This is a genomic window from Psychrobacter sp. Arc9, from assembly GCF_041431295.1.
Taxonomy (GTDB): Bacteria; Pseudomonadota; Gammaproteobacteria; order Pseudomonadales; family Moraxellaceae; genus Psychrobacter.
This window is the reverse complement of the sequence record NZ_JASMRK010000011.1, coordinates 1-24,841: the sequence shown is the minus strand read 5'-3', so window position 1 is coordinate 24,841 and position 24,841 is coordinate 1. Positions and strand designations below refer to the sequence as shown.

General features: G+C 43.2%; 16 protein-coding genes and 1 pseudogene. 5 read left to right on the top strand and 12 right to left on the bottom strand.

Features of this window, described 5'->3' with window-relative positions; all coding sequences use genetic code 11:
- Positions 1-282: 282 nt before the first annotated feature.
- From QO187_RS07740 to recG, 6 genes and pseudogenes are all read right to left on the bottom strand, one after another.
- Positions 283-1,284, bottom strand: a pseudogene (locus tag QO187_RS07740) (NAD(P)-dependent alcohol dehydrogenase).
- Positions 1,285-1,563: 279 nt separating this feature from the next.
- Positions 1,564-2,499, bottom strand: coding sequence for a DMT family transporter (locus QO187_RS07735; RefSeq protein ID WP_371547898.1), 936 nt, complete (start codon positions 2,497-2,499; stop codon positions 1,564-1,566).
- A gap of 89 nt (positions 2,500-2,588) precedes the next feature.
- Entirely contained in the window at positions 2,589-3,299 is a 711-nt protein-coding gene (locus tag QO187_RS07730; protein ID WP_371547897.1) for a helix-turn-helix domain-containing protein, read from the bottom strand.
- 84 nt (positions 3,300-3,383) lie between these two features.
- Positions 3,384-6,473 (bottom strand): efflux RND transporter permease subunit, encoded by a 3,090-nt coding sequence (locus QO187_RS07725; RefSeq protein WP_371547895.1) that lies wholly within the window; start codon positions 6,471-6,473, stop codon positions 3,384-3,386.
- The gene (locus QO187_RS07720) at positions 6,470-7,777 is read right to left on the bottom strand and encodes an efflux RND transporter periplasmic adaptor subunit (protein WP_371547893.1); all 1,308 of its coding nucleotides are present in this window, start codon (positions 7,775-7,777) and stop codon (positions 6,470-6,472) included. The genes QO187_RS07725 and QO187_RS07720 overlap by 4 nt, the downstream gene beginning before the upstream one ends.
- Positions 7,778-8,274: 497 nt before the next feature.
- Positions 8,275-10,626: an ATP-dependent DNA helicase RecG gene (gene recG, locus QO187_RS07715; RefSeq protein ID WP_371547892.1), complete on the bottom strand. Its 2,352-nt coding sequence runs from the start codon at positions 10,624-10,626 to the stop codon at positions 8,275-8,277.
- A 280-nt stretch (positions 10,627-10,906) separates the two neighbouring features.
- Here recG and QO187_RS07710 point away from each other — a divergent pair, with 280 nt between their 5' ends.
- Positions 10,907-11,917: a patatin-like phospholipase family protein gene (locus QO187_RS07710; RefSeq protein WP_371547890.1), complete on the top strand. Its 1,011-nt coding sequence runs from the start codon at positions 10,907-10,909 to the stop codon at positions 11,915-11,917.
- Positions 11,918-12,070: 153 nt separating this feature from the next.
- Here the strand turns inward: QO187_RS07710 and QO187_RS07705 are convergent, their stop codons facing one another.
- A complete protein-coding gene (locus QO187_RS07705; protein WP_102093477.1) occupies positions 12,071-12,658 on the bottom strand; it encodes a hypothetical protein in 588 nt (195 codons plus the stop codon).
- 398 nt (positions 12,659-13,056) lie between these two features.
- Between QO187_RS07705 and argA the strand changes: the two genes are divergently transcribed.
- Positions 13,057-14,379, top strand: a complete 1,323-nt coding sequence (argA, locus tag QO187_RS07700; protein ID WP_102093478.1) for an amino-acid N-acetyltransferase — start codon at positions 13,057-13,059, stop codon at positions 14,377-14,379.
- Between the two features lie 138 nt (positions 14,380-14,517).
- On the opposite strand, the gene QO187_RS07695 is transcribed toward argA, so the two are convergent.
- Positions 14,518-15,249 carry an FKBP-type peptidyl-prolyl cis-trans isomerase gene (locus tag QO187_RS07695; RefSeq protein ID WP_057762133.1) on the bottom strand — a complete coding sequence of 244 codons (732 nt, stop codon included), beginning with the start codon at positions 15,247-15,249 and terminating at the stop codon, positions 14,518-14,520.
- A gap of 456 nt (positions 15,250-15,705) precedes the next feature.
- Between QO187_RS07695 and QO187_RS07690 the strand changes: the two genes are divergently transcribed.
- Positions 15,706-17,370, top strand: a complete 1,665-nt coding sequence (locus QO187_RS07690) for a mechanosensitive ion channel (RefSeq protein ID WP_102093480.1) — start codon at positions 15,706-15,708, stop codon at positions 17,368-17,370.
- Positions 17,371-17,502: 132 nt separating this feature from the next.
- Here the strand turns inward: QO187_RS07690 and QO187_RS07685 are convergent, their stop codons facing one another.
- Positions 17,503-18,951: a hypothetical protein gene (locus tag QO187_RS07685; protein ID WP_145990540.1), complete on the bottom strand. Its 1,449-nt coding sequence runs from the start codon at positions 18,949-18,951 to the stop codon at positions 17,503-17,505.
- Between the two features lie 298 nt (positions 18,952-19,249).
- Between QO187_RS07685 and QO187_RS07680 the strand changes: the two genes are divergently transcribed.
- A complete protein-coding gene (locus QO187_RS07680; protein ID WP_102093483.1) occupies positions 19,250-20,032 on the top strand; it encodes an SDR family NAD(P)-dependent oxidoreductase in 783 nt (260 codons plus the stop codon).
- A gap of 179 nt (positions 20,033-20,211) precedes the next feature.
- Here the strand turns inward: QO187_RS07680 and QO187_RS07675 are convergent, their stop codons facing one another.
- From QO187_RS07675 to QO187_RS07665, 3 genes are all read right to left on the bottom strand, one after another.
- Positions 20,212-20,907, bottom strand: coding sequence for a lysophospholipid acyltransferase family protein (locus QO187_RS07675; RefSeq protein ID WP_228153185.1), 696 nt, complete (start codon positions 20,905-20,907; stop codon positions 20,212-20,214).
- 165 nt (positions 20,908-21,072) lie between these two features.
- Positions 21,073-22,959: a DNA topoisomerase IV subunit B gene (gene parE, locus QO187_RS07670; protein ID WP_102093485.1), complete on the bottom strand. Its 1,887-nt coding sequence runs from the start codon at positions 22,957-22,959 to the stop codon at positions 21,073-21,075.
- Positions 22,960-23,069: 110 nt separating this feature from the next.
- A complete protein-coding gene (locus QO187_RS07665) occupies positions 23,070-23,738 on the bottom strand; it encodes a YqiA/YcfP family alpha/beta fold hydrolase (RefSeq protein WP_102093486.1) in 669 nt (222 codons plus the stop codon).
- A 187-nt stretch (positions 23,739-23,925) separates the two neighbouring features.
- Between QO187_RS07665 and QO187_RS07660 the strand changes: the two genes are divergently transcribed.
- Complete coding sequence (locus tag QO187_RS07660) at positions 23,926-24,186, top strand: DUF1289 domain-containing protein (RefSeq protein ID WP_102093487.1); 261 nt, start codon at positions 23,926-23,928, stop codon at positions 24,184-24,186.
- The last annotated feature ends 655 nt before the right edge of the window (positions 24,187-24,841 follow it).

Here is a 24,841-nt window from a genome sequence, read left to right as displayed (position 1 = left end):
TGAAAAAGATAAGTATTTACCCCTGCTATTGTGAACTCAGTAGCAGGGGTTTTTTATAATTTTAGAATGATTAGTCTGTAGGTCAGAGAAAACTAGTAAGAACTGCCTGAGCAAAAATTAAATAAAGATACTTAGATCCAGCTCCAAATAATCCGCATATTTTAAAAATTGGTGAAAAGCAGAATTTCGATACAAAAAAAATAGTGACACTCTATCTATTCACTAGAGTATCACTATTATTGTGCTTATTTGGTGGCTACATTTAGTTGCCTGTAACGACGTTTAGTCTCTTTCTAGGACAACTCTATAGCGAGCATTGCCACTCTCTAATCGCTCAAACGCTTCATTAATCTCAGACATTTTGTATGTTTCAGTGACTGGCTGAATATTATGGCGCGCAGCAAAATCTAGCATTTTACGTAGCGTCGATGGTGAGCCAACTGGCGAGCCTGATAGACTATTCTGAGCCATAATCATTGGTGCAGCCGATATCTCTAGTGGCGCTTCTAACAGTCCAACAAAATGCAGCTTACCTTTTGGTCTTAGCGTCTTGATCACGACATCCCAGTTCATATCAACGTTCACTGTTGAGATGATTAGATCGAAAGAACCTGCGGCTTTTTCAATTTCGCTATCATCTCTTGAGTTTAGTGAATGGTGAGCGCCCATCTCTTTTGCTTCTTCCATTTTTGATTCACTGGTAAATGCTGTCACTTCACAGCCCCACGCATTGGCAAACTGCAATGCCAAATGACCCAAACCACCAATACCAATTACAGCCACTCTAGAAGTTGGTTTGATGTCGTACTGCATAAGTGGGTTAAACACTGTGATACCACCACATAACAGTGGTCCTACCGCGTTAAAATCAAGCCCTTCAGGTATCTTGATGACGCTAGTATCTTTTGCGCGTACTTTATCTGCGAAGCCGCCGTGGTTACCAATGATCGTACCTTCTTGCTCAGGGCATAGGTTGTGGTCTCCATCAATGCATAGATCGCAGACGTTACAGTATCCTTTATGCCAGCCAAGTCCGACTTTATCGCCCAATTCTAGATGCTTGACTTGCTTGCCTTTATTGAGGACTTTACCTGCAACCTCATGCCCACCGACAAACGGATATTGAGTCATACCCCATTCATTTTGCCACATTCATAAGTCACTATGGCAGATACCGCAGCTATGTACTTCGATTTCTACTTCGTGATCGCCTAGAGCACCTGGGTCATATTCATAAGGCTCAAACTTGCCACTTTTTTCTTTTGCTGCGTATGCATTAATCATAGTTATTCCTTATTTTCTAGTTTTTTAGAGATTAGTTTGTAGAGATTGGTTTATCGTTCTAGCAGCTACTCACCTATTAGTAAAATTAAAATAGTGCTATAAGATATAAACAATTTCTTCAATTAATTTGATTGGACAGACTACAGCAAAGACTAACCCAACTAATCCATTCAACTTACCAGTTTTAGACTAACGTCATACAAAGAGTCATACTTAATAGGCAGTAACTCATCAAAAATACTGCTTATTATCAGCAACATTGTTTTGCTAATTGTTTGATTACTTATATAGTGCACGCCTTCCTCGATAACCTGTCAGTTTTGGCGTCTTTATTACTTGCAGCAAGAGACAGATTATCATGAGTGACATTCCTAGCCAGCCGATAGGAGAGAATGTTTCACCGATTATAATGATAGCCAATATAGTGGCCACGATAGGTTCTAGTAACGTGATAAGCGTCGCTTTGCTCGCCTCGATCTCTCTCAACGCTTGACCAAAAAGTAAATAACCAAAGAACATCGGCGCAATTGCCAGATATAGGGCAACGCTTATATGTTTTGCATCCAAAAACAGGTTTTCCCCTGTTAATAATAATGATGGCAACAATAAAATCGCCGACAGACCAAACATACTGGCCATCGCTGATTTCGAGTTTACCCCGTTCTCTATCATCTGACGTGCTGTCCATGAATATGTGGCATAGGTCAATCCTGCGACTAATCCTAATAAAATGCCTAATATTCGATTATTCGCTTGTGCGTTTATATCTAAATATTGGGTTTTCCCTAAAGTCAGTAAAATAACGCCAACCACACCAAATATAAAACTTACCACCCATCGACTAGTGACTCTTTTATTGCTAATCAGACGCTCCATGACGACAGTGAAAAATGGCGCGCTGGCAATTGAGATCACTGTACCAATAGCGACACCTGCCAATCTCATAGAGGAATAAAAAGCTAAAGGATAGATAGCAACGCATAGGCTACCGATGAATAAGAGACTGGGTTTAGAAAGTAGTTTCTGTCTATCGCTTAATAAATTATTCTTAGCATTCAATACTAGCAATACACCGCCTACCCCCATGGAAAATGCACCAACGGCTAATGGACTAACGTCAGGTATAAAAGCAGAGGCTGTACCTGTCGTTCCCCAAAGGACACTGGCAGCTATCACACATAAAATAGCACTTAGACTAGATTTATTCTGCAGCATAGTAGCTACCTCTAACGTTATAATGAATAACATTATTATAGATAGTTGTATACTACTGTTTTTGCAGATTAGACGGTTTGCATGTCTGGTTAGACGTGTTTTAATTTGGAAGGGGCAATACCAAAATATTTAGAAAAGCGGCGGCTAAAAGCACTAACATCCGTATAACCAACCAGTTCGGCTATGATAGCGATAGGTGAATCAGTATGTAGCAACAAAGCTTGCGCCTTTTGCATTCTGATCTTTGTGATGTACTCAGTGACGGTTTGGTTTGTTTGCGATTTGAAGTTCTTTTTAAACTGCGTAGCACTGAGACAAGAGATATCCGCCAACACTTCGACAGAAAGGTTTTTAGCAAAATTGTGGTGAATATATGCGACGACTTCTCTAATTCGAGCGTCATATTGCACAAATAGATTTTGTTGTTCTAGAAGTTTATAAAAGGTATCAAACATCAACTTCTCGACTTCAGGGTTGATTTGATACCTTAACTGACTTTCTGAAAACTCCAAAAATGCCAACAATGGCGCACTTATAGAAAAGACAATTTGTGATGAATGAAGCACATTTTCTGGCAACAGATCTGTATCCACAACGACAAACTTTGCATTCTCCTCAGCACTAAAGTAGTGCTTTTCATTTGCCTTGACGACAACACATTCGCTCGGGATAACTTTTCCAGTATAGCTCCCAACTTCGATATTGATTGCCCCTCGCAAAGGCAAAACAATCTGATGAAAGTCATGAGAATGCCCTCTAGTTTGACGAGTATATGACCTAATTGAGAGCGTGTTAATCATTCAGCATTTTCCACATTGCTACTATTGTGTCGTGTCTTGGCTCACTATTTGGTTAGCTATTTGGCTCTCTATGAGAAGTGACTATTAGAGGTCACTAGGTTTCCCATGTGGAGCCAGCCATTTAGCAAACCATCCTGATAGATCATCCATTAAGGTATAGACGACAGGAATAACAACCAAGCTCAATAGCGTAGAGGTCACCAGACCACCCAGTACCGCTGCTGCCATCGGTCGCCTAAAAGTAGGATCTGCATCGCCCCAACCAAATACCAATGGCAACATACCTGCACCCATCGCGATGGTCGTCATGATAATAGGCCGTGCACGCTTGCGACATGCATCTACGATAGCCTCAAAGCGTGCCAGCCCTCGGCGCTGGGCAATCAATGCATAATCGACTAATAGAATAGAGTTTTTGGTCGCAATACCCATGAGCATAATAAAGCCAATCATCGAAGGCATCGATAAGCTGCTATTGGTAATAACCAAGCCGACAAACGCCCCACCGATCGACAGAGGTAACGCCATCAGAATGGTAAAAGGCTGCAACAAACGACCAAATAGTAGAATCAGCACGCCTAAAATACAGACCACACCGACGGACATCGCAATGATAAAGCCACTAAAAAGGTCTGCCATGTTTTCGGCTTGACCTTGATCGATGATGGTAATAGAAGGCGGCAGTTGCTGCATGGTCGGCACTGCTTTGACCGCTTGTACCAAATCGCCAAGCTCGCCACTCGCAGGTTGTACCGTGATACTAATGGCACGCTCTCGATCCAATCTACTAATCTGCGCAGGCCCAGTGCCAAAGTCTAGCGTAGCAACCTCACCGACGCGCACGCCTTGACCGGCAGGCATGGTACTCGGCACGTACAAACCTTCTAGTTGGCTAACATTTTGCTTAGCCACATCCGGCAGACGTACAACGATTGGTACTTGGCGCGTATCAAGATTAAGCTTGGACAATTGCTGCTCGTAGTCGCCTACAGTCGCCACACGTAGAGTCGTAGCAATATCTTGCGTGGTCACCCCTTTGTCCGCCATTGCCAATCTATCTGGCGTTACCGTTAGCTCTTGGCGTGGCAAACTGCGATCACTGGTCACAGCGCCTGCGCTTGGCAGACCTCGAATCTCAGACATGATTTTTTGTGCAGTTTGTTCAAGCAATTGCGGGTTAGTACTGGTTAATGAAAAGTTATAGCCACTCTCACCACCACTCGATAAGCCAACAGTAAACCGTGCTCCTGGCACTTCTGTCATCAGTTTGCTAATTTTGCGCTCTATCTCTTGCTTGGTGCCTCGTTCTGCACGCGGAGCAAGTACGATATCCAAACCTGCGATGTTTTCAGCCTTGCCGCCGCCGCCATCTGACTCACCCATCGACGCCTGCGCCTCTCCCACTGAGGTAAAGATATTAGTCACCTCAGGCATGGCCAAGATACGTGCACTCGCTAACGCCGCCACGCGCTCAGTATCTGCCAATGACACGTCAGGTGTCAGCTCAATAGCCACTCGAGTTTGATCGATATCATTGTCAGGTATAAATGACGTCGGTAGCAGCTTAACCAGAGCTAGCGATGCCACAAATAAAACAAGTGTTGCACCCATGGTTATCCAGCGATGATGTAGAGTCCAAGACACAATCTTAAGATAGTATTTCATCATCGCGCTTTGTTTTTCGACGTGCTTTTTCTCAGGTCGCAAGATATAAGCTGCCATCATAGGGGTAATCAGGCGCGCTACCATCAGCGAGGCAAAAATTGATAAGGCAGCCGTCCAACCAAACTGACGGAAAAACTGTCCAACGATACCGCCCATAAAGGCCGTTGGTAAAAACACCGCAATTAAAGTAAACGTAGTAGCGACAACGGCGAGACCGATTTCATCAGCGGCTTCCATCGCTGCTTCATAAGGCGTCTTACCCATGCGTAAATGGCGTATGATGTTTTCGACTTCAACGATTGCATCATCAACCAGCACTCCAATGACCAATGATAATGCCAGTAGTGAGATGATATTAAGACTAAAGCCAAACAGATACATACCTAAAAAGGTTGGAATCACTGATAATGGCAAAGCAACCGCAGCAACGATAGTCGCGCGAATATTGCGCAAAAACAGGAAGACTACCACTACAGCCAACAGACCACCCTCGATGAGCATTCTTAACGAAGCTTCATAATCTTCTGCAATGGGTGTGGCTCGATCATAGACTTTTTCAATACTGATGTTACCGACATCAGCAGTCAGCTTGGCAAGCTCTTCATCAACCAGCTCCATCACATCGACCTCACTGGCACCGCGCGAGCGAGTGATGTTAAATGCCACTACGGTTTGACCGTCTAGCTTGGCAATCGAGCTTGGATCTGCTGCGCCGTCAGTGATTTCTGCCATCCGACCTAAAGCCTGTGTACCCCCTGTAGGGACAGCCACTTGCAAGTCGTTTAGCTCATTTGCTCGCTCAACAGCACCGAGAACACGGATGGTCTGAGTCGTATTACCAACTTCTGCCTCCCCGCCAGAGCTGTCTTGCTGGATACCAGCTATTTGCTGCGATAATTGCGAAATAGAAAACTTTAGACCACTTAACTCAATTGGGTCGGCAGCAACCGTGATTTCACGCTGCAACCCGCCAACACGGCTCACGGTACTGACGCCTGGTATATCAGATAGTCGTTTGGTAACGGTATCATCGACAAACCACGATAGATCCTCCACGCTCATATTTTCAGCAGCGACAGAGTACGTAACCACTGGAAACCCTGCGGTAGATACTTTGGTAATGATAGGATCGTTGGCTGCAGCTGGTAGATCACCACGTACTTCGCCGACTGCTGACCGCACATCGTCTACCGCTTCTTGAATGTCTTTTTCTAAGGTAAATTCAGTGGCAATGGTCGCCGCGCCCGTCTGTAGCGTGGTGCGAATATGACTCACGCCTTCGATACTGGTCAGTTTGTTTTCAATCTTTTTGGCGATATCGTTTTCGAGCTGTGAAGGCGCAGCACCCGGTAGCGTGACCGTGACTACCACCGCTGGCAAGTCTATGTCGGGAAACTGCTGGACTTTCATTTTCATGAAACCGTAAATACCGCCCAACGTCAGCAGCACAAATAGCAAGATAGCGACGAGCGGGTTCTTTATAGAATAAGCGGAGACGTTTAAGCTCATGGCTGTGCCTGCACTGGCTTACTGGTTTGAGTTACACCATTAACAACACGCACTAAGTCACCATCATTTAAGAAGCTACCGCCCTGTTTTACGATACGACTGTCATTTGGCAAAGGCTCTAGCACTGCTACGCTCTCGCCCAATCGCTCACCTAACGTGACTCGCTGCTGCTTGATACGTCCCATCGACCGATCATCTCGAGTAGTCGATTCGGTAACGAGCATCACATAATCATAACCATCATTGCTGACCACGGCGCTATTAGGAATCGTTTGCGTACTGGTACTTCCCAATAGAAACTCGCCTGTTTGATACATGCCTGCACGTATCTTTGAGTTGGCAGCTAGGCTGGCATAAATCGTAATTTGACGGTTGTTGTCTGCGGTGGGTGCGATGCGGTTTACTTGCCCCATCACTGTATCACCACCCGGCAGACTGACTTGTACAGGCGTACCGACATTTATATCCCCGACAAGCTTAGGATCTATATCTGCTCGCCATTCCAAAACGCCGCCTTTGATAATCGTAAATAATGGATCTCCACCTGCCAACCTGCCACCTGCCACCTGCCCAACTTCTACCATTTTTTCACTGATAATACCGCTGACAGGAGCGACGACTTTTGCGTTCTCTAATGTTAAACGCTGATTGCTCAAACGGGCTTTGGATGCTTGCAAAGAAGCTCTGGCACGGACTTCCGAGGTACGGTAGCGGTCGGCTTCTTGTTTGCTGATGGCATCGATATCGATCAATGGCAGCACACGTGCAGCATCAGCGCTGGCATTGGCAAGGGTGGCTTCCGCTTCTGCGACATCTGCTTGCGCCTGTAGTACTTGCTGCTCCATAGCATCCGTATCGAACACGGCTAAGACCTGACCCGCTCTAACTCGGTCACCTTCTTCAACCAAAATACGCTCGATAGCCACACCATTGACTTTTGCACTGACGTTCGCAGTATCCTTAGCATTGATGGTTCCATCGGCACTGAGCGTGCTGCCGATATCATCTTGGCTTGGACTGACTGTTTCTACTGAGAGTACCGATTGCTCAATACTGGCATCGCTACCAGTTGCCTGATCGTTTGCGACAGAATTAGAAGTTGCTGACTCATCTATAGCTGCATTACTATCATTGCCCCAATACTTGCCAAGCAGCACCCCAATCACTAGTACGGCTGCCAACACGGGCCACAACCATATTGGTGGTTTCGCAGATGGCCTTTTAGATACAGTGTCAGTTTGACGATATGGCGGCAACTCAGCTTCAGCTGACGGCTTAGAATGGGTTTCTTCAAAATCGCTCATGATAACTCTCTGTAGGTACAGTCAATATTGAAATACTCGATATGGAATGACTAAAAATATCAATCAGTCATAGCAATAATAAAAAGTGGCACGCAATCGAAGCAATTTTTGGATAGTCTGATATAGGGCTATGAGCGTTACTTACAGAGAGTATTACGATGTTCTCTAAAGCACTGTTTATTATTATAATAGTTCATCAAATTATCGAGAATAGCATATATTTAGTCATCATCTTATTTTTATATATAGTGTCTAGCGTTCATAAATTTAATTGAAACTTAGACTGAATATCTGTGCAACGTTCAAGGCATATCGACCGATTTAAAGAAATAAGAGCGCGTATAGTCAGTCGTTGAATCTTTGATGTATTCAACGACTGACTATGGATGGAGTATCGTTTATAAAGAATGTTAACGTTGTGGCCATGCTGTTTGATTATATCCAGAGCTATATTCAATGACATATCAAACCCATTTGCCGATACTAAGCACTAAAAACTAAGCATTGGTATAACGACTTGCCTCAGGCATCCAGCGATGAATCAATTGACTGACATCTGCTTTTCGCGCAGGGTCTGCTATCAAATGCTTCGCTAACCGCTGAGCAATGGCAAATAATTGCTCATCACGGATCAGATCAGCCAAATAGTAGCCAACATTACCCGTTTGACGTTTGCCTAACAGCTCTCCTGGCCCACGTAGCTCTAAGTCTTTTTGAGCAATGACAAATCCATCAGTACTATCGCGTAGGACATTTAGTCGCTCAGTACCTGTCTCCGATAGCGGCTTTTGATATAACAGTACACAGAAGCTTTTGGTCGAGCCACGTCCGACTCGCCCGCGCAGCTGATGCAATTGTGATAGCCCTAAACGCTCCGCATTTTCGATAACCATCAATGACGCATTGGGCACATCGACCCCTACCTCGATGACAGTTGTCGCAATCAATAAGTCCAGATTACCTGCTTTGAACTCCTGCATGATGGCTTGCTTATCAGCAGACTTCATCTTGCCATGTACCAGTCCAATACGAATATCTAGACGTTCATTTAAGTCCTCATAAGTAGCTTCGGCTGCCTGCGCATCCAATACGCTAGATGCCTCTACCAGTGAGCATACCCAGTACGCTTGCCTGCCCGCTTCGCAATTAATCGCAATACGTTCTATAACCTCGTCGCGTCGATTGCGATCGATAGTTACCGTCGTAATTGGCGTGCGCCCCGGTGGCAACTCATCAATAATTGAGGTATCCATATCGCCATAAACGCTCATCGCTAAGGTTCTTGGAATCGGTGTTGCGGTCATGATCAGCTGATGCGGGGTACTATTCGCCACGCCTTTATTGGTCAATGCCATACGCTGCTCAACACCGAATCGATGCTGTTCATCAATGATAACCAAGCCTAATTTAGCGAACTGAACTTGCTCCTGAAACAGTGCATGAGTACCGACCACCACTTGCACGGTATTTTCTGCGACTGCTTCCAATGCTTCGCGGCGCTGTTTGGCCGTTTGCTTACCGGCAAGCCAACCGACACCAATACCTAATGGCTCAAACCATTGCTTAAAATTCAGTAGATGCTGTTCTGCCAAAATCTCAGTCGGTGCCATTACCGCGACCTGCCAGCCACTATCGAGCGCATAGCCTGCCGCCCCTGCTGCCACCAACGTCTTGCCAGCACCCACATCACCCTGTACCAGTCGTAGCATCGGAATTGAGGTTGCCATATCCGCAGTGATGTCTTTCATCACTCTTTTTTGCGCACCCGTTAAATCAAAAGGCAATGCAGAAAATAGCTTGTCAGCAAGAGGACTATTGGTAGTGCATTTGGGCGCTTTATGCTGATGTAGCTGCTGGCGACGATATAGCAAACTGAGCTGATGCGCAGTCAATTCTTCAATAATCAAGCGCTGGCAAGCAGCATGCGTACGAGCACTGAGTTGAGTGAATAGCTTGTATTGCTGAGACGCACTGGTATAAGTAGGCGGCGTATGCAGCAGTACCAATGCTTCAAATATCGTTAAATTATAGACATTATGCTGAGCAATACTGGCAGCGACGTTATGTATATCATTATCTGCCTGATAGGTAGAAGGGTTGGGTTTATATACGCTATTGCCAATCGCATTATCAGGCACGCTGCGTGCTAACGTCGAAAAAATATCTTCGGTATATTCGGCCTCTGATACTGTTGATTTAGATGGCTCAAAAGGCACTAATGGCAAATCGGATACAACTGCAAAATCTTCAGCCGTAAACAATGTCATAGGCAGACCTTGGCTCCGAACCGTTTGCAATGCCAGTTTAATTAAAGTACGCAGCTTGTTTTGATGTAAACCTTTGACAGTAGGATAAATAGGCTGCAATCCCGTATCGGTCATGACTGTATTGTCAGTGATAATTTGATATTCAGGATGATGTATTTGCTTGCCGTAGCGGCTGACTTTGACTTCACCAAATAGCTGTAAGCGTGTTCCCAAATTCATGGTCTGTACCAGACCACGATAGACCTTAAAAAACCGCAACGATATCGTACCCGTATCATCGTCCACCGTCACAGTCATCCCACTGCGCTTGGTATCGACATGGACGATGTGACCAGTAATTAGCGCTGATTGTCCATGCTCTACATCGGCGATTGATACCAGTCGACTACGATCTTCATAATCACGGGGCAAATGTAATAGCAAATCGAATATCCGCTTGATATTCAATTGCGCCAACTGCTCTGCGACTTTTACCCCCACACCTGCTAGCGCAGACACTGGCATATCTAGTGCTGACAACGGCATGTCAGATCTAAAGTGATCTAATGAGTTGGCTGAGGCATGACTCTCCGATATTGGCATTAAAGATCCTAACAATATTATTTTTAATTTTTGTATGCTAAATCGAGCATTTTTAGTAGGCTGCATATAATGGCTTATGCCATAAAATAGCGATAACAATAGTATGCATAAAGACATCGACTCATTTCATTATAGCTGACAATACAATTGCTTATGCTAGGCTATTTAGTAAAATAGCATCTATACAGTCCATCTACTATAGATAAACCGCTTCTTCTCATCATATCAATAACTGATGTCTTATTTTTTGAGTTCTGGCAATTTCGTAAGGTGTTTTTCTATGCTTATTTCTATTTTGCCTCGTCAGTTTCGTCACAATCTGATTCGTCATAATCTAAAACTACTGAGGTTGAGCTTAATACCTATTCTCGGTTTTTATATTAGTGCGTGTAGCACGTTGACATCGACTTCGACTATTCCCGCCACACCAGCGCCTGTTATTAAAGCCCCTACTGTCGCACTGGTGTTGGGTGGTGGCGGTGCAAAAGGGTTTGCCCATGTGGGCGTCATCAAAGCTCTAGAGGAAAACGGTATCAAACCAACATTGGTGGTCGGTACGAGTGTGGGTAGCTTGATTGGTAGCTTATACGCCAGTGGTTACACGCCGGCACAGCTTGAGCAATTATCACTGACCACTACAGATAGCCAGCTCACAGATTTCACATTGTCCAATCAAGGTTTCATCGAAGGTATTAAGTTAAAAAACTTTATTAATAGCAAAATAAATGCGCGAGCCATAGAGGATTTCCCTATTGCTTTTGCGGCAATCGCAGCAGAAAAACACACACTAAAGAAAACAGTCTTTACCACTGGCGACGCTGGGCTTGCCGTACAAGCATCCTGTAGCGTACCCAATATTTTTATTGCCCCACGCATTCCTGAAAAGGTCGGTAAAAAATATATCGACGGCGGTGTGGTCAGTTTAGTACCAGTAGATAGCGCCTATGACTTAGGTGCTGATATTGTCATTGCTGTAGATGTGACGGGAGCTCAAGGCAGTGATAGTACTAATAATCAAATACCGACTATGAACTCATTGAGTGACTTTTGGGGCTTTCTCGAGACCAATATTATGGCTACTAACCTGACTACTAATCGCTCCGCATCAAATCAGAGCGAACGAGATCGAGCGGATGTTGTTATTACTCCCAATGTCGGTCGTAACAGTTCAATAGATACTAGGCAGCGACGCAATTTAATACAAGCAGGCGCCCAAGCTACAACGCCACAAATCAATGCTATCAAACAACTTATTCAAGAGAAATCTAGTAGCAAATATGCCACGCTATAGCTCAGTATTTTTACTTACTTATCAGTAAAATCATCAAACGTCCTGACACACCATAAAAAAGCACCGCAGCTATAAACTGTGGTGCTTTTTTATTGATAGTTTTCAGTGCTCGCTATATCAATGCTAGCTAAATTCTAATCCAAAAATTCAGGACTATTTTACACGAGCGCGATATTTTACAGCGACGGTATCATTTAGACCTACGCCTTCTAAGTCCCAACGTACCGCTTTATAGTACTTAAGCGCGACATCTTTTAGTTGATTATCAACCTTGGTACGTAATGGCATACGAGCAAAGTTATTGCCATCTACACTGCCGTACGGGAATTCAGGAGCAACCGTTTTTAATAGTTCTACCTGCTCTGGAATGCTCATCGTAACGGTCATTTTACGGACGCGATCTGCATTGGTATTGGTAAAGTACCCTTGATACTCCAATACATTACCTGACTGCAAACGAGTATTGGTATCTACAGGGACAAGCACTTCTTGACCATTGGCATCAACGCTGACCAGTGACGCTGTAATTCTACTATTAACGGCTTGAGCACTTGAGTTGCTGCTCTTGTTGGCATTTGCTTGAATAGCCATTGAGCTATCAACCGCTTGCTCTGGTGTTGGCAGCATCGCTGAGGCTTGTGTAACGACCATTGCACCGATAAGCGTACCGGCAACAACGTGAAATAAGCGGTGGCCGCTCCAAGCACTGAACGGGCTAGCAAACTGGTTACTTTTTTTCATGATTTTCATTATCCCTGGTTGATATATCGGTAAAACACAGATGGTGCAACTTAAGTTATTTTTATAATTTGTTCAACAGATAAAAAGCATTACGATGTATATAAGATATCGCTGTGAAATAGTTCATGCAATCTATGAAACACATGAACTCACTTATCCAACCTGATTATCTTCGCTCAGCATCTGTAAAGCAATAGCGCTTAGCATAACAAAAAGCATTTGTGCGTACATTAACCCAGTGTTGAGGTTGTGTATATCAGCGATTGGCAATAAGAATGCTTGAATACAGCTGAAATAAAAGATAGCTCATAACCGCGTTTTTTGCTATGGTAAATCTTTAGCGTTAGGCATTTTTTTGCTGCGCCCCTTTTCTTATTCTAACGACTACTGCTCCCATTATGACTACTAGCTCCATGCCCCAGATCAACCCTGAATACGTCCATTGGTTCCGTAACTCTGCACCCTACATTAATACCCATCGCGGCAAAACTTTCGTGATCATGTTTGGTGGTGAAGCGGTCAATCATGCGAACTTCAGCACACTTATTCATGATTTTGCCTTGTTGCATAGCTTGGGTATCAAGCTGGTACTGGTACACGGGGCACGACCGCAAATCGAAAAGAACTTAAAAGACGCTAATATTGAATCGCCGCTACATCAAGACATCCGTATTACGCCACGTGCAGCGATGCCATCTATCTTACAAGCCGTTGGTGCTATTCGTTTACAGATTGAAGCTCAGCTATCCATGGGACTGGCCAACTCTCCGATGTATGGTTCGCGTATCGATGCGATATCGGGTAATTTCGTGACAGCTCGCCCATACGGTATCCGTGAAGGTATTGATTATCAAATGACGGGTGAAGTGCGTTCTATCGATGTAGAAGCCATCAAAAACAACCTACTTCATGACCATATCGTTGTACTAGGATCGATGGGCTACTCTGCGACTGGCGAAGTATTTAACTTATTGGCCGAAGATGTTGCACTTAGCGCTGCTGTAGCACTGGGTGCTGATAAGCTTATCTTCTTAGGTGAAGAAGCGGGTATCAACGACGACGATCGTTTATTACGTGAAATGATTCCAAACGAAGTTGATCGTTTCTTACGTGATCGCGATTTAAATTGCGAAATCAATTATTTCTTGAATTGTGCAAGCTTGGCCTGTCGTCAAGGTGTCCATCGTACGCATATTATCTCGTATGCCAAAAACGGCGCGCTACTAGAAGAGCTATTCACGCGTGATGGTTCTGGTACGTTGATTAGCCACGACCCTTATGAAGAAATTCGCCGTGCCAATATCGATGACGTGGTTGGTCTGATTGAGCTGCTGTCACCTCTAGAAGAGCAAGGCATCTTGGTCAGTCGTTCACGTGAGCGTTTAGAGCAAGAGATTGATCACTATAGTGTGATTGAGCGTGATGGTATGATTTTGGGCTGTGCAGCATTGCATACGCTAGATTCAGAGTCAGCAGAAGTCGCCTGTGTTGCCGTACGTCCTGAGTACCGTAGTGGTAGCCGCGGTGCAGATTTGTTAGCGTTTCTAGAACAGCAAGCGCGTAGCCATGGTTTGTACAAGCTGTTTGTTTTGACCACTCGTACTGCGCATTGGTTCGTCGAGCAAGGCTTTGCTGAAGTTGAAGCCAGCGCTTTACCTGAAGCACGTTTAGAAAAATACCATAACGGCCGTAACTCTAAAGTCTTTCAAAAGAATCTATAATTTATCGCCAATTTGATATTTGCTTTGTAAGCTCGGTATCAGTCTGAGATAAAATATTAGTCGTAAAAAAGCCTTCATAATTATATGAAGGCTTTTTTGTAGGCTAAGTACCTAAACTAATAATTTTGCTTTAGATACTTATTTTACTTTTAATAGCTCAACAGTAAAGATAAGCGTGCTGTTTGGCTCGATACCAGCGTTACCCGCTTCACCATAAGCGATGTCTGATGGGATATAGAACTCGTATTTTCCGCCTTCTTTCATCAACTGTAGACCTTCAGTCCAGCCAGCGATTACTTGGTTTAGTGGGAATTCGATTGGCTCACCGCGCTCATAAGAGCTGTCAAATACTGTACCATCAAGCAATTTACCTTCGTAGTTTACTTCAACCACGTCAGTTGCTTTTGGCGATTTACCAGTACCTGCTTTGATAACTTTATACTGTAGACCAGACTCTGTTTGCTTCACACCTTCTTTTTTAGCGTTTTCTGCTAAGAATGCAGTACCAGCGGCTTTATTTTCTGTCGCTTTGGTTTCCATGTCTTTAACGAATTGCTCTTCTTGCTCTTTTTGATAGTCCATCAATACTTGTTGCATTTGCTCTTGGGTCAATGCTGATTCATTGCCTTCGTAGCCATCACGGAAGCCTTTTTCAAAAGTATTTAGGTCTAGATCTTTGACAGCGTCTTTATTGCCTTCTGCCATCATGAAACCTAAGCTATAACCTACTTTTTCACTAGCTGAGCTTTGTTCAGTAATGGAAACGCTTTGAGCGGCTGTTTCTTGATTGCCATTGTTGGTGCTACAGCCTGTTACTAACAACATAGCGCTAGCAAGTGCACTAACGCCTAAAGTAGTGATTTTTTTCATAAAGTACTCTCTAATTGTAAGAATAGTGGCGAGATGTCACATTCCTCTATAATAACAAATCTTAGTTTTGGGAACCACGTTTTGCACGAAATTATCGGGCCAATGTATAGTCTATGTTAATATCTTCTATCATAATAACAAGTTATCACACAAATATAGTAACAGGTAAAGCTTTCTGTCTTTAAATCCATCAATACATCAGCTAAGCTGAATTAGTTGAGGAGATAAGTAACCGAGCGTTAGTTTTTATCAAAAATAAGCAGATATCGATAGCGAAGTCACTGTAATATAAATAAGAGATACTGCTGATAATAATTTATGTTCAAAAACGATAATATCTCTATATAACTGATTCTAAAAATACTATTTATGACAACCATCTGTATGTCTTGCTCATTAATCGCTGTATGAACATTGTTTTTGGCGAGTTATATAAGATGCTTCAAGGAGGATAAGATGAACCCAATGTACACATCTTTTAACGGCTATCTCGGTGGACCTATCGGTTCCATCATTGGTGCTATTTTGATATTCGTTATTGGTTGGTTAGTAGCCCTTGGTATCGCAGCACTGGTACGCGGCGTACTCTCTAAAGTTAATCTAAATCAACGTATGAACTCTTCAACTGGTAAGACCTACGACCTTGAAGGTATCATCTCCAAGATTGTTTTCTGGTTTATTTTCATCATTGCTATCTCAGGCGCACTTAGCCAATTAAACTTAAACTCTATCTCAGCACCATTCGCAAATATGGTTAATCAAGTATTGGCATTTATCCCTAATCTTATCGGCGCTATCGCACTTGGTGTGATCGGTTGGGTCGTGGCTACTGTTGCACGCACAGCGATCAACGCAGCTCTTGCAAAAACCTCTATGGATGAGCGTTTAAGTGCACAAGCTGGTGTAAAACCAATGAGCAGTACGATTGCTGATATGGTTTACTGGTTCATCTTATTGGTTGTGTTGACCATGGTACTTGGTCAATTAGAGCTTGATGGTTTGTTTGCACCACTGACTAATATGGTCGACAAAATCTTTAGCTTCATCCCTAATATCTTGATTGCTGGTGTGGTCTTCGTCGTTGGTTATATCATTGCCAAAGTCGTACGCGGCATCGTAACCAACCTTGTTTCTACTTTTAATGTACAAGAATTGGCATCAAAAGCAGGTTTAAGTGAGCAAAACAGCTTACCTAACATTGCAGGTTCGCTAGCATTTTTAGTGGTTATCATTCCAACCATTATTGCTGCTCTAAACGCATTAAAAATTGAAGTAATTGCTCGCCCTGCGACCAATATGCTTAACAAAATCATGGAAGCATTGCCAAACATCTTCATGGCAGTCGCTATCCTAGTAGTGACTTTCTATGTTGTACGTATGGTTGCCAACATCATCAAGGGTCTGATTGAGAACACTCAAATCAATCAATTACCTGCGAAAGTTGGTCTACAAGAAACCATGGGTGATAAGAAAATCTCTGACCTAGTTGGTTATGCGATTATCTTCTTCGCTATGCTATTTGCCGCTATTGCAGCTGCTGACTTGTTAGGTTTCGAGCCTATCTCAGCTATTATTACGATGTTTATCGCATTCGGTGCAAATATCATCCTAGGCGCAATTATCCTATTCATCGGATTCTGGCTTGCCAATATCATTGCAGGTGTGGTTGAACGTTCTGAGCAAGGTTCACAATTCCTAGCAAACATCGTACGTGTATTGATCATGGGCCTAGTATTAGCAATGGGTCTAAAAGCGATGGGTATTGCCGATTCAATCGTTAACCTAGCATTTGGTCTGACACTAGGCGCGGTAGCCGTTGCCTTTGCCCTATCATTTGGTCTTGGTGGTCAAGAAGCTGCAGCGCGCTTCCTACGTAAAATGCAGGACAAGATGGATCATGAACGCACTGAAGCGAAAGCAAAATCTGCGCTACAGCCAAGTTCATCAACTCAAGAAAAAGTTGCTGATTCAGTTCGTGAAAACACACCATCTGCTGCTAGCACACCTACCACTGACTTACGTACCGATGTAATTGATACACCACGTGTTGATACTAATGACATCTACAACAGTGATGACGTACTTCCTGATAGCGGTCTCAATGACGACCTCAATAAATAAGTATTTTTTGATTGTTTAGTTTAGATACGAAAAAGACAGCCTAGGCTGTCTTTTTTTATGTCAGTAAATATATTAATAAATTTGTCGTTCTTATTATTAAGAAACGGGTAGAAAGCTAACTACGTCTATCTACTACTTATCTTTTCGCGCTGGAATCGTCAAGCTCATCTGTACTTGAGGTAATTTTTCTTTTTGCGCCTTCGCAGGTTTACCATCTTCCACGCTACTAGCAGGTGGCATATTTTGCTTATCTAACTCCTGTTGCTTTAGCTTTTGCATTTGCTTAGTAAGTTGGCGCTCCCTTTGAGTCATCGCATCGACTGGCTGAATCCATAAATCAATATCGAAAAAATTCTCATTATTCTCAGTGATAAAGTCGATACCAAGCACGACTACATGATGTAGCTCAATAATTGGCAAACGTGTGGCAACGTCTTGTGCGATCTTTGCTAGCTTTGGTTGGACAGCTGCTTTGCTATTAGGCCCTTTTGACTCCTGACCATAAAACACCAGTACATAATGTCGTCCCAAACTTTCATAAGAATGTTGATGTACCACATAGCCATCTTTTTGCAGCGCTGCGCTTTGTTTAGGGTGTCTATATAGCGTACGGATAAGCTCGTGACGTGAAAACAAAGACTCATCTAGGAGTTGTTGTTGCCAGTGAGCGAGTGGTATTTCTGTCTGTTCGTCACTGTTAGTTATGTGCTTTTTACCATACGTATCTATCATCTGCATACTTAGCTGAGACCATATCGTGGCTGCTTGTATCATATGCTGATGGTACATTTGAGCAGTTGAACTTTGGTTTTTGTAGGCAAGTGTGATGGCGACCAGTGCTGAGTTAGGTTCGTCTTGTACTTCATTTTTGATGAGCGCATTGTCGACTACAATGGCAGGAGCAAACAGGTCTGGACTTTGCAAAAAACGCTCAACCAAAGCGTCTTCCGATTCAAAACTTGGAATATGGTTTACAGCCGATTGATGTAGCTGCTCCAGATGATAAGCTAAGAAACGCCATAACTCACATGGGGTTCGTACCGCTGCTGCTATCGAGTACCAATCATCCCAGCTAAAGACTTGCAGCTGCCGCATGCTTTCGCTCATGTCGACAACTAAGTCTTCTAAAAAGTAACGAACCCCAAAATTGTGTTTAAGTCGTTGTAGAGCACTGTTTGAATTGTTTGCACTGTCACCGTTATCATCTTGATTGAGACTGCTACTTCCTCCGACAAGCTGAATGTCAAAAATCATAGCTTCATAACCAGCTAAGGCATTTTCTTCATTTTGAGACGATAATGATTTGTACCATGTAAGTGCTGACTTTACCGCAGTCATGCGTACAGCCTCCATATCAACTGACTCTGTATCATAGGGTAAATACAGTGTTAGCTCCAACAGCTGTAGCTTGCCAAGTGGCAACTGATATTGATAGTGACGAGCGATATATTGAGCATTGTATTCATGCTCAATCGTATGCATGCCTGCTAAAGTCACTGCCATAGCATCTGCTTGTAAATAACTGACTAGCTCGGTCGTCAGGTAGCCCCAGTCGGGCATGGTAGTAATCGAATGGGACACAAGTTCCAACCTTCTATTATCGTATGGTGAATATCGCACAGGCCAGCTCGTAATAATAACAACATGATTATCGCGTATTACAAATATCTGAATGATGCAAAATTATGCTACATAAGCACTATCAGAGACAGTCGCTTTCAAAGCGATCACTTGTTATGATGATATCAAAGCAGTATTGCTTGCGTGCAAGTTTATGGATGACAAACTGTACTGAGTTGTATTTATCGAAACCGTAGTCATTGAAATTTTAATCATCGAATTTTTAATGACTATTATATAATAATAAGGATTAAACATTATGAAGCGTTTTAAAGAAAAGACCGTCGTTGTAACGGGTGCAGGTTCTGGTATTGGCCGTGCGGCTGCTATTCGCTTTGCCGAAGAAGGCGCTAGCGTGGTTTTAGTAGGACGTACAGCGGAAACACTAGAAGAAACTGCCAAAAAGCTACCCCAAGATCGTACTTGGATTCACACCGATAATTATCTCATTATTACATGCGATATCAGTGTCCAAAGCCAAGTACAAGAGATGGTTGAGCGCGCTATCGATAAATTTGGCAAAATTGATATCTTGGTAAATAATGCTGGCAAAGCCACCCAAGGAAAAATTACAGAACTATCTGCTGATGATTGGCGCTCTGCTATCGATGTGAATCTAAACGGGACTTTTTACGTCTCTCAAGCGGCTATGCCTCACTTGATTGCATCAAAGGGTAATATCGTTAATATTTCATCGCTCTCAGGTGTGGGTGGTGACTGGAATATGGCTGCTTACAATGCTGCTAAAGCGGGTGTAACCAATTTAACCCGTACATTAGCATTAGATCATGGTTCAGATGGTGTTCGTGTTAATGCGGTTAATCCAAGTGTCACCAAAACCGATATGACGACGGCTATCCAAGACAATGAGTCTAAGACGGATAAGTTCTTAGCTCGCTGTCCGCTTGGACGTTTGGCAACCCCAGAAGATATCGCCGCTGCCATTACCTTTTTAGCAAGTGATGATGCCTCCATGATTACTGGTGTCAATCTACCTGTCGACGGTGGTGTTAGCGCTTCTAACGGCCAACCACAGTTTTAGACTTTTGCACTGATAAACATTCAAATATTACTCAAAAAAAGCCCCTGATATCATCATATCAGGGGCTTTTTCAACATCAATTATCAGAACTTAGTTGTAGGTAGCTGTTAGCCTGCGTACCCGCAATACAACCAGTTCTGTTAACTTAACTAATTGAACTATTATTTATACCATTTAACTTATTCAGCTGCATTATTGATGTCTTGTAGTGGCTGTGACAAACGCTCAAGGTGTCTTGGCAACACCCCTTTATACTGAGAATATATTTTTGGCAAATCTGCTTCGATATCACCTGTAGGATAAACCAGCGACATAAACCGTATTTCTTTAGTATTGTAGTCCATCGCTACTGGCAAAATCGGTACACCAGCACCCACCGCTAAATAATAAAAACCTGTCTTCCACGACTCAGTATATTGCCGTGTCCCCTCTGGCGATAACCCCAGAAATAATGGTTCACCAGTTTTGAACTTATCAATACTGGCTTGCAGTACAGAGCCTTTATTACCACGATCGATAGGAATGACCCCTATCCAATTTAATAACTGTGCAAACACAGGCACTTTAAATAGCGTGTGCTTGCCCATAATGCTGATTTTAACATCTAATGCAAACAAACTTGGAATCGCATAAATACCATCCACATTAGAAGTATGTGGCAGCGCAAGCACTACAGCTTGTGAGATATTTGGAATCTCGCCTACCGTACGCCAACCTGACGCCTTTAACAGCGCGGATGCAATAACAGGCGCAAACTTATTGCCACGCTTAGGCACCTTGTCTCCCAAATGTTTTTTGCTAAGTTCTGGGAGTACTTTGGAGCGCGCAGGTTTAGAAACAACAGACTTAGAACGGTTAAAAATCTTCGGTATCATGACAGCACAATATAATGAAAGGTACTGACATAATACCATTAAGCCTTTGTGACTAGGCTGAATTTTGCGTGCTTTTATTATGCGATAGATCGTTCAGCCATAAATATAAGTAATGACCTATTACGATATTCTGCACCCATATTTCTTTAGATTCATTGCTAATTCTTAAGAAATATCGGCCAAATCACCTTTACTCTCAAGCCATGACTTGCGATCAGAGGCACGTTTCTTAGCCAGTAGCATATCCATCACGCTATTGGTCAGTACCATGTCGTCCATATCTAACTGTACTAAGCGGCGTGTATCACGGCTCATCGTCGTCTCACGTAGTTGCTCAGCACTCATTTCACCAAGCCCTTTAAATCGTGTGATCTGAGCTTTTTTGTTACCTGGCACATTGGCTAAAATATGTGCAAGCTCCGGCTCATCAAGTGCATAATGAACTTCTTTACCCACATCCACTCGGTACAATGGCGGCATGGCCACAAATAAATGACCCGCATCCACTAGCGCAGGGAAATGCTTCACAAACAAAGCGCAGATCAATGTCGCAATATGTAGTCCATCAGAGTCAGCATCCGCTAAGATACATATCTTGTCATAACGCAGCTCGGACAAATCATCAGAGGCAGGATCGACACCGATAGCTATGGCAATATCATGAATCTCTTGGCTTGATAGCACCGTATCTGATGATACTTCCCACGTATTTAGGATTTTGCCACGTAGAGGTAGTATGGCCTGATAATGACGATCTCTTGCTTGCTTAGCACTACCACCCGCAGAGTCACCCTCTACTAAGAACAACTCAGCGCCATCACGCAAATCACCACGGCAGTCTGCCAATTTACCAGGCAATGCGGGCCCTTGAGTAATCTTTTTACGAGCGACTTTTTTGGCAGATTTCAGACGACGACCTGCTTTATTGATCGCCAATTCAGCGATTTGCGTACCCATGTCCGCATGCTGGTTTAACCATAGGCTAAAGGCATCTTTTGCCAATGTCTGTACAGCGCCCGCAGCCTCGCGACTAGATAAGCGCTCTTTGGTCTGTCCAGAAAACTGCGGCTCAGAGAACTTCAGAGACAGAATATAGTTCACCCCGTCCCAGACATCTTCTGCAGTTAGCTTCACACTACGTGGTAGCAAATTATGAATATCGCAGAATTCACGCAGCGCTTCTAAAATGCCCGTGCGTAGTCCGTTGACGTGCGTACCGCCCTGAGCTGTTGGAATCAGGTTTACATAGCTTTCTTGAATCGGCGTACCACCATCAGGCAACCAAGACAAGGCAAAGGTAATAGCCGCTCGTTCGCCCGCTTTCGCATCATAATTATAATAAAACGGCGCTTCAGGCAATGTTTCCAAACCATCTAATTGTTCGCTTAGATACTCGACTACCCCATCCGTAAACTGCCAAACGACCTTTTCATCATTGATATCGTCAGTGAATTCAATCGTCAGTCCAGCGGCCAAAACAGCCTTTGCTTTTAAATTATGCTTGAGCTGTTTTACATTAAATTTGGGCGTATCGAAGAAACTACCATCCGCCCAAAAGTGTACTCTAGTGCCACGTTTACGCTTATTTGAGCTAACTGCCTCCGTCAATGGCGTAACTGGTGCACCATTTTCAAATGCCATATCAAACTGTGTGCTATCACGCCATACCGTAACCTCAACGCGGGTTGATAGCGCATTGACGACAGAGATACCCACACCATGCAGACCACCTGACACTTCGTAATTAGAGGTCGAGAACTTTCCACCTGCATGTAAGCGAGTTAATATCAGCTCAATACCAGATTGACCAAACTCAGGGTGAATATCAGTTGGCATACCGCGCCCGTCATCTTCGACAGACAACGACCCATCACTATGCAATTGCACCTTGATGGTTTTCGCATAACCAGCCAACGCTTCATCAACCGAGTTATCAATGACCTCTTGCGCCAAATGGTTAGGGCGCGTGGTGTCGGTATACATACCTGGACGACGACGGACTGGCTCAAGACCTTCTAAAACTTCTAACGATTGCGCATTATATTGACTCACAAATGCATCCTTAACTGTTCGCGTGCGTTTAATTCTATTAAACCATTATAACGAAAAATAGCGACGTTAACGTTAATACTCCATCGCTTACGTCATATAATGTCGTCTATTTAAGGCTGTACTAAACTCTGTAAGATATTCATCACCATGGGCAACTGCTCATCAAAGTCACTGAACCGATGATCGCCACCCTCTTGCACCGTTACCGATGCGCCCTTACCTTGATAAAAAGCTTTAGACAATTCAAAATTTAACAGCTCGTCGCCTTCTTTTAATAGCACAGCAACTTTATCGGGATAATTTACCGATAACAGCTGATGATCTGCAAACAACTGTAAATCTGCAGGCGTAATACTCCAGCCGCCCGCTGTTGTATGCAGGACTTTGCTAGTAGATGACTCATTTAAGTTATCTTGACTTGATACTGGTTTATTAGAGAAACGCTGTAAGGTGATATGGGGCTGGACACTAGGGTTAAGCAATAAAACTGGGCAACCTATCTGATTGCTTATCACAGTAGAAAAATACCCACCTAGCGAACTACCGATTAATACTGTATTTGACAACTCAGTCTGCTTATCTGCTGATTTTCTATCTGCACTATTATTTAGTGATTTGATTAAAGACAATAATTGCTCACAAACTTGAGCAGGGGTTTTATTTAAATCAGGACGCAGTACATTAATATCAGGATGATGAAGCTGGCAATATTTTTCTAACAACACGCCTTTGGTCGAGTTGGCATCACTGTCCAATCCATGGATATAAATCAAGTTCACGTATCATCTCACTTATTAATTTTGTTATGATTATCTTATAAAGGCTATCAAAGCTAAGCATAGCACCCGCTAGACGGAAATAATAACAATAAAATGGCACACTATTAGTCAGTATTTGCGACATAATAATGTTGTACAGTGATTTTATGCAGGTCAAAGGAATGACGGTAGTCATTATGGAGGAGTCATGAATCAACAGTTTGAACTGTTCGAGATTGCCAATCCATGTATTGGTCTTTGTCAAAGCAATAAGAAGGGTTATTGCTTTGGTTGCCTGCGTAGTCGAACTGAGCGCCAGCGATGGCATGACATGACGACAGAGCAGCAACGCGAGGTGCTAAGGCTTATCGCAGGACGTAAGCTGCGTATTGAGCTTATGCGGCTACGTAAAAACGAGCAGTTAGGTTTTGATTTTGAAGAAGACGTTGAGATGGGTGAGTTGTTTTGAGAAGTAATTAATCAGGCCAGACATGCTAATAGCATCCTCAAAATGCGTTAAATTTCGCTAAAATATATGCCCAATAACCTAACAGTAGAATCAGTAGTCCCCACGGTATGGCGAAACACCAATAATATAAATTGCTAGTAGTAAATACGTAAAAATAAACAGCCATTCCAACACTGATTACAAGTGAAGCTGCATATCCAATCAACAAGGTAAAGAGAACATTATTCTCAATTTTGGTTAAGCTTGGGCTTCCCTCTGCTTGGGCTTCCCTCTGCACACATATAGAAAAGAAACCCGAAGGCAAAAGCCCCGCCAATAGTAATATGCATAAATGATATTAGAACTAGCAACCAAATTGACACACATACTTCCTTACTAGTTTAATGACGGCTTTGTCTTTAATACAGTGCTTTTTACAAGTTAGAAGCGTTTTCAATAAAAAATAGCATACCTTCAAGTTTTTCTATAATCAATACTGCAATACGCTTGCTAGAATAAATTAGGCTGAAATCAGTAGATCTGGCACCAAACTGCTGACAAAGAAAAGCCCCCTTTGGGTTAGCAAAGGGGGCTTTATCTAGAATAGAGAGCTGACGATGACCTACTCTCACATGGGCGAACCACACTACCATTGGCGCTACGATGTTTCACTTCT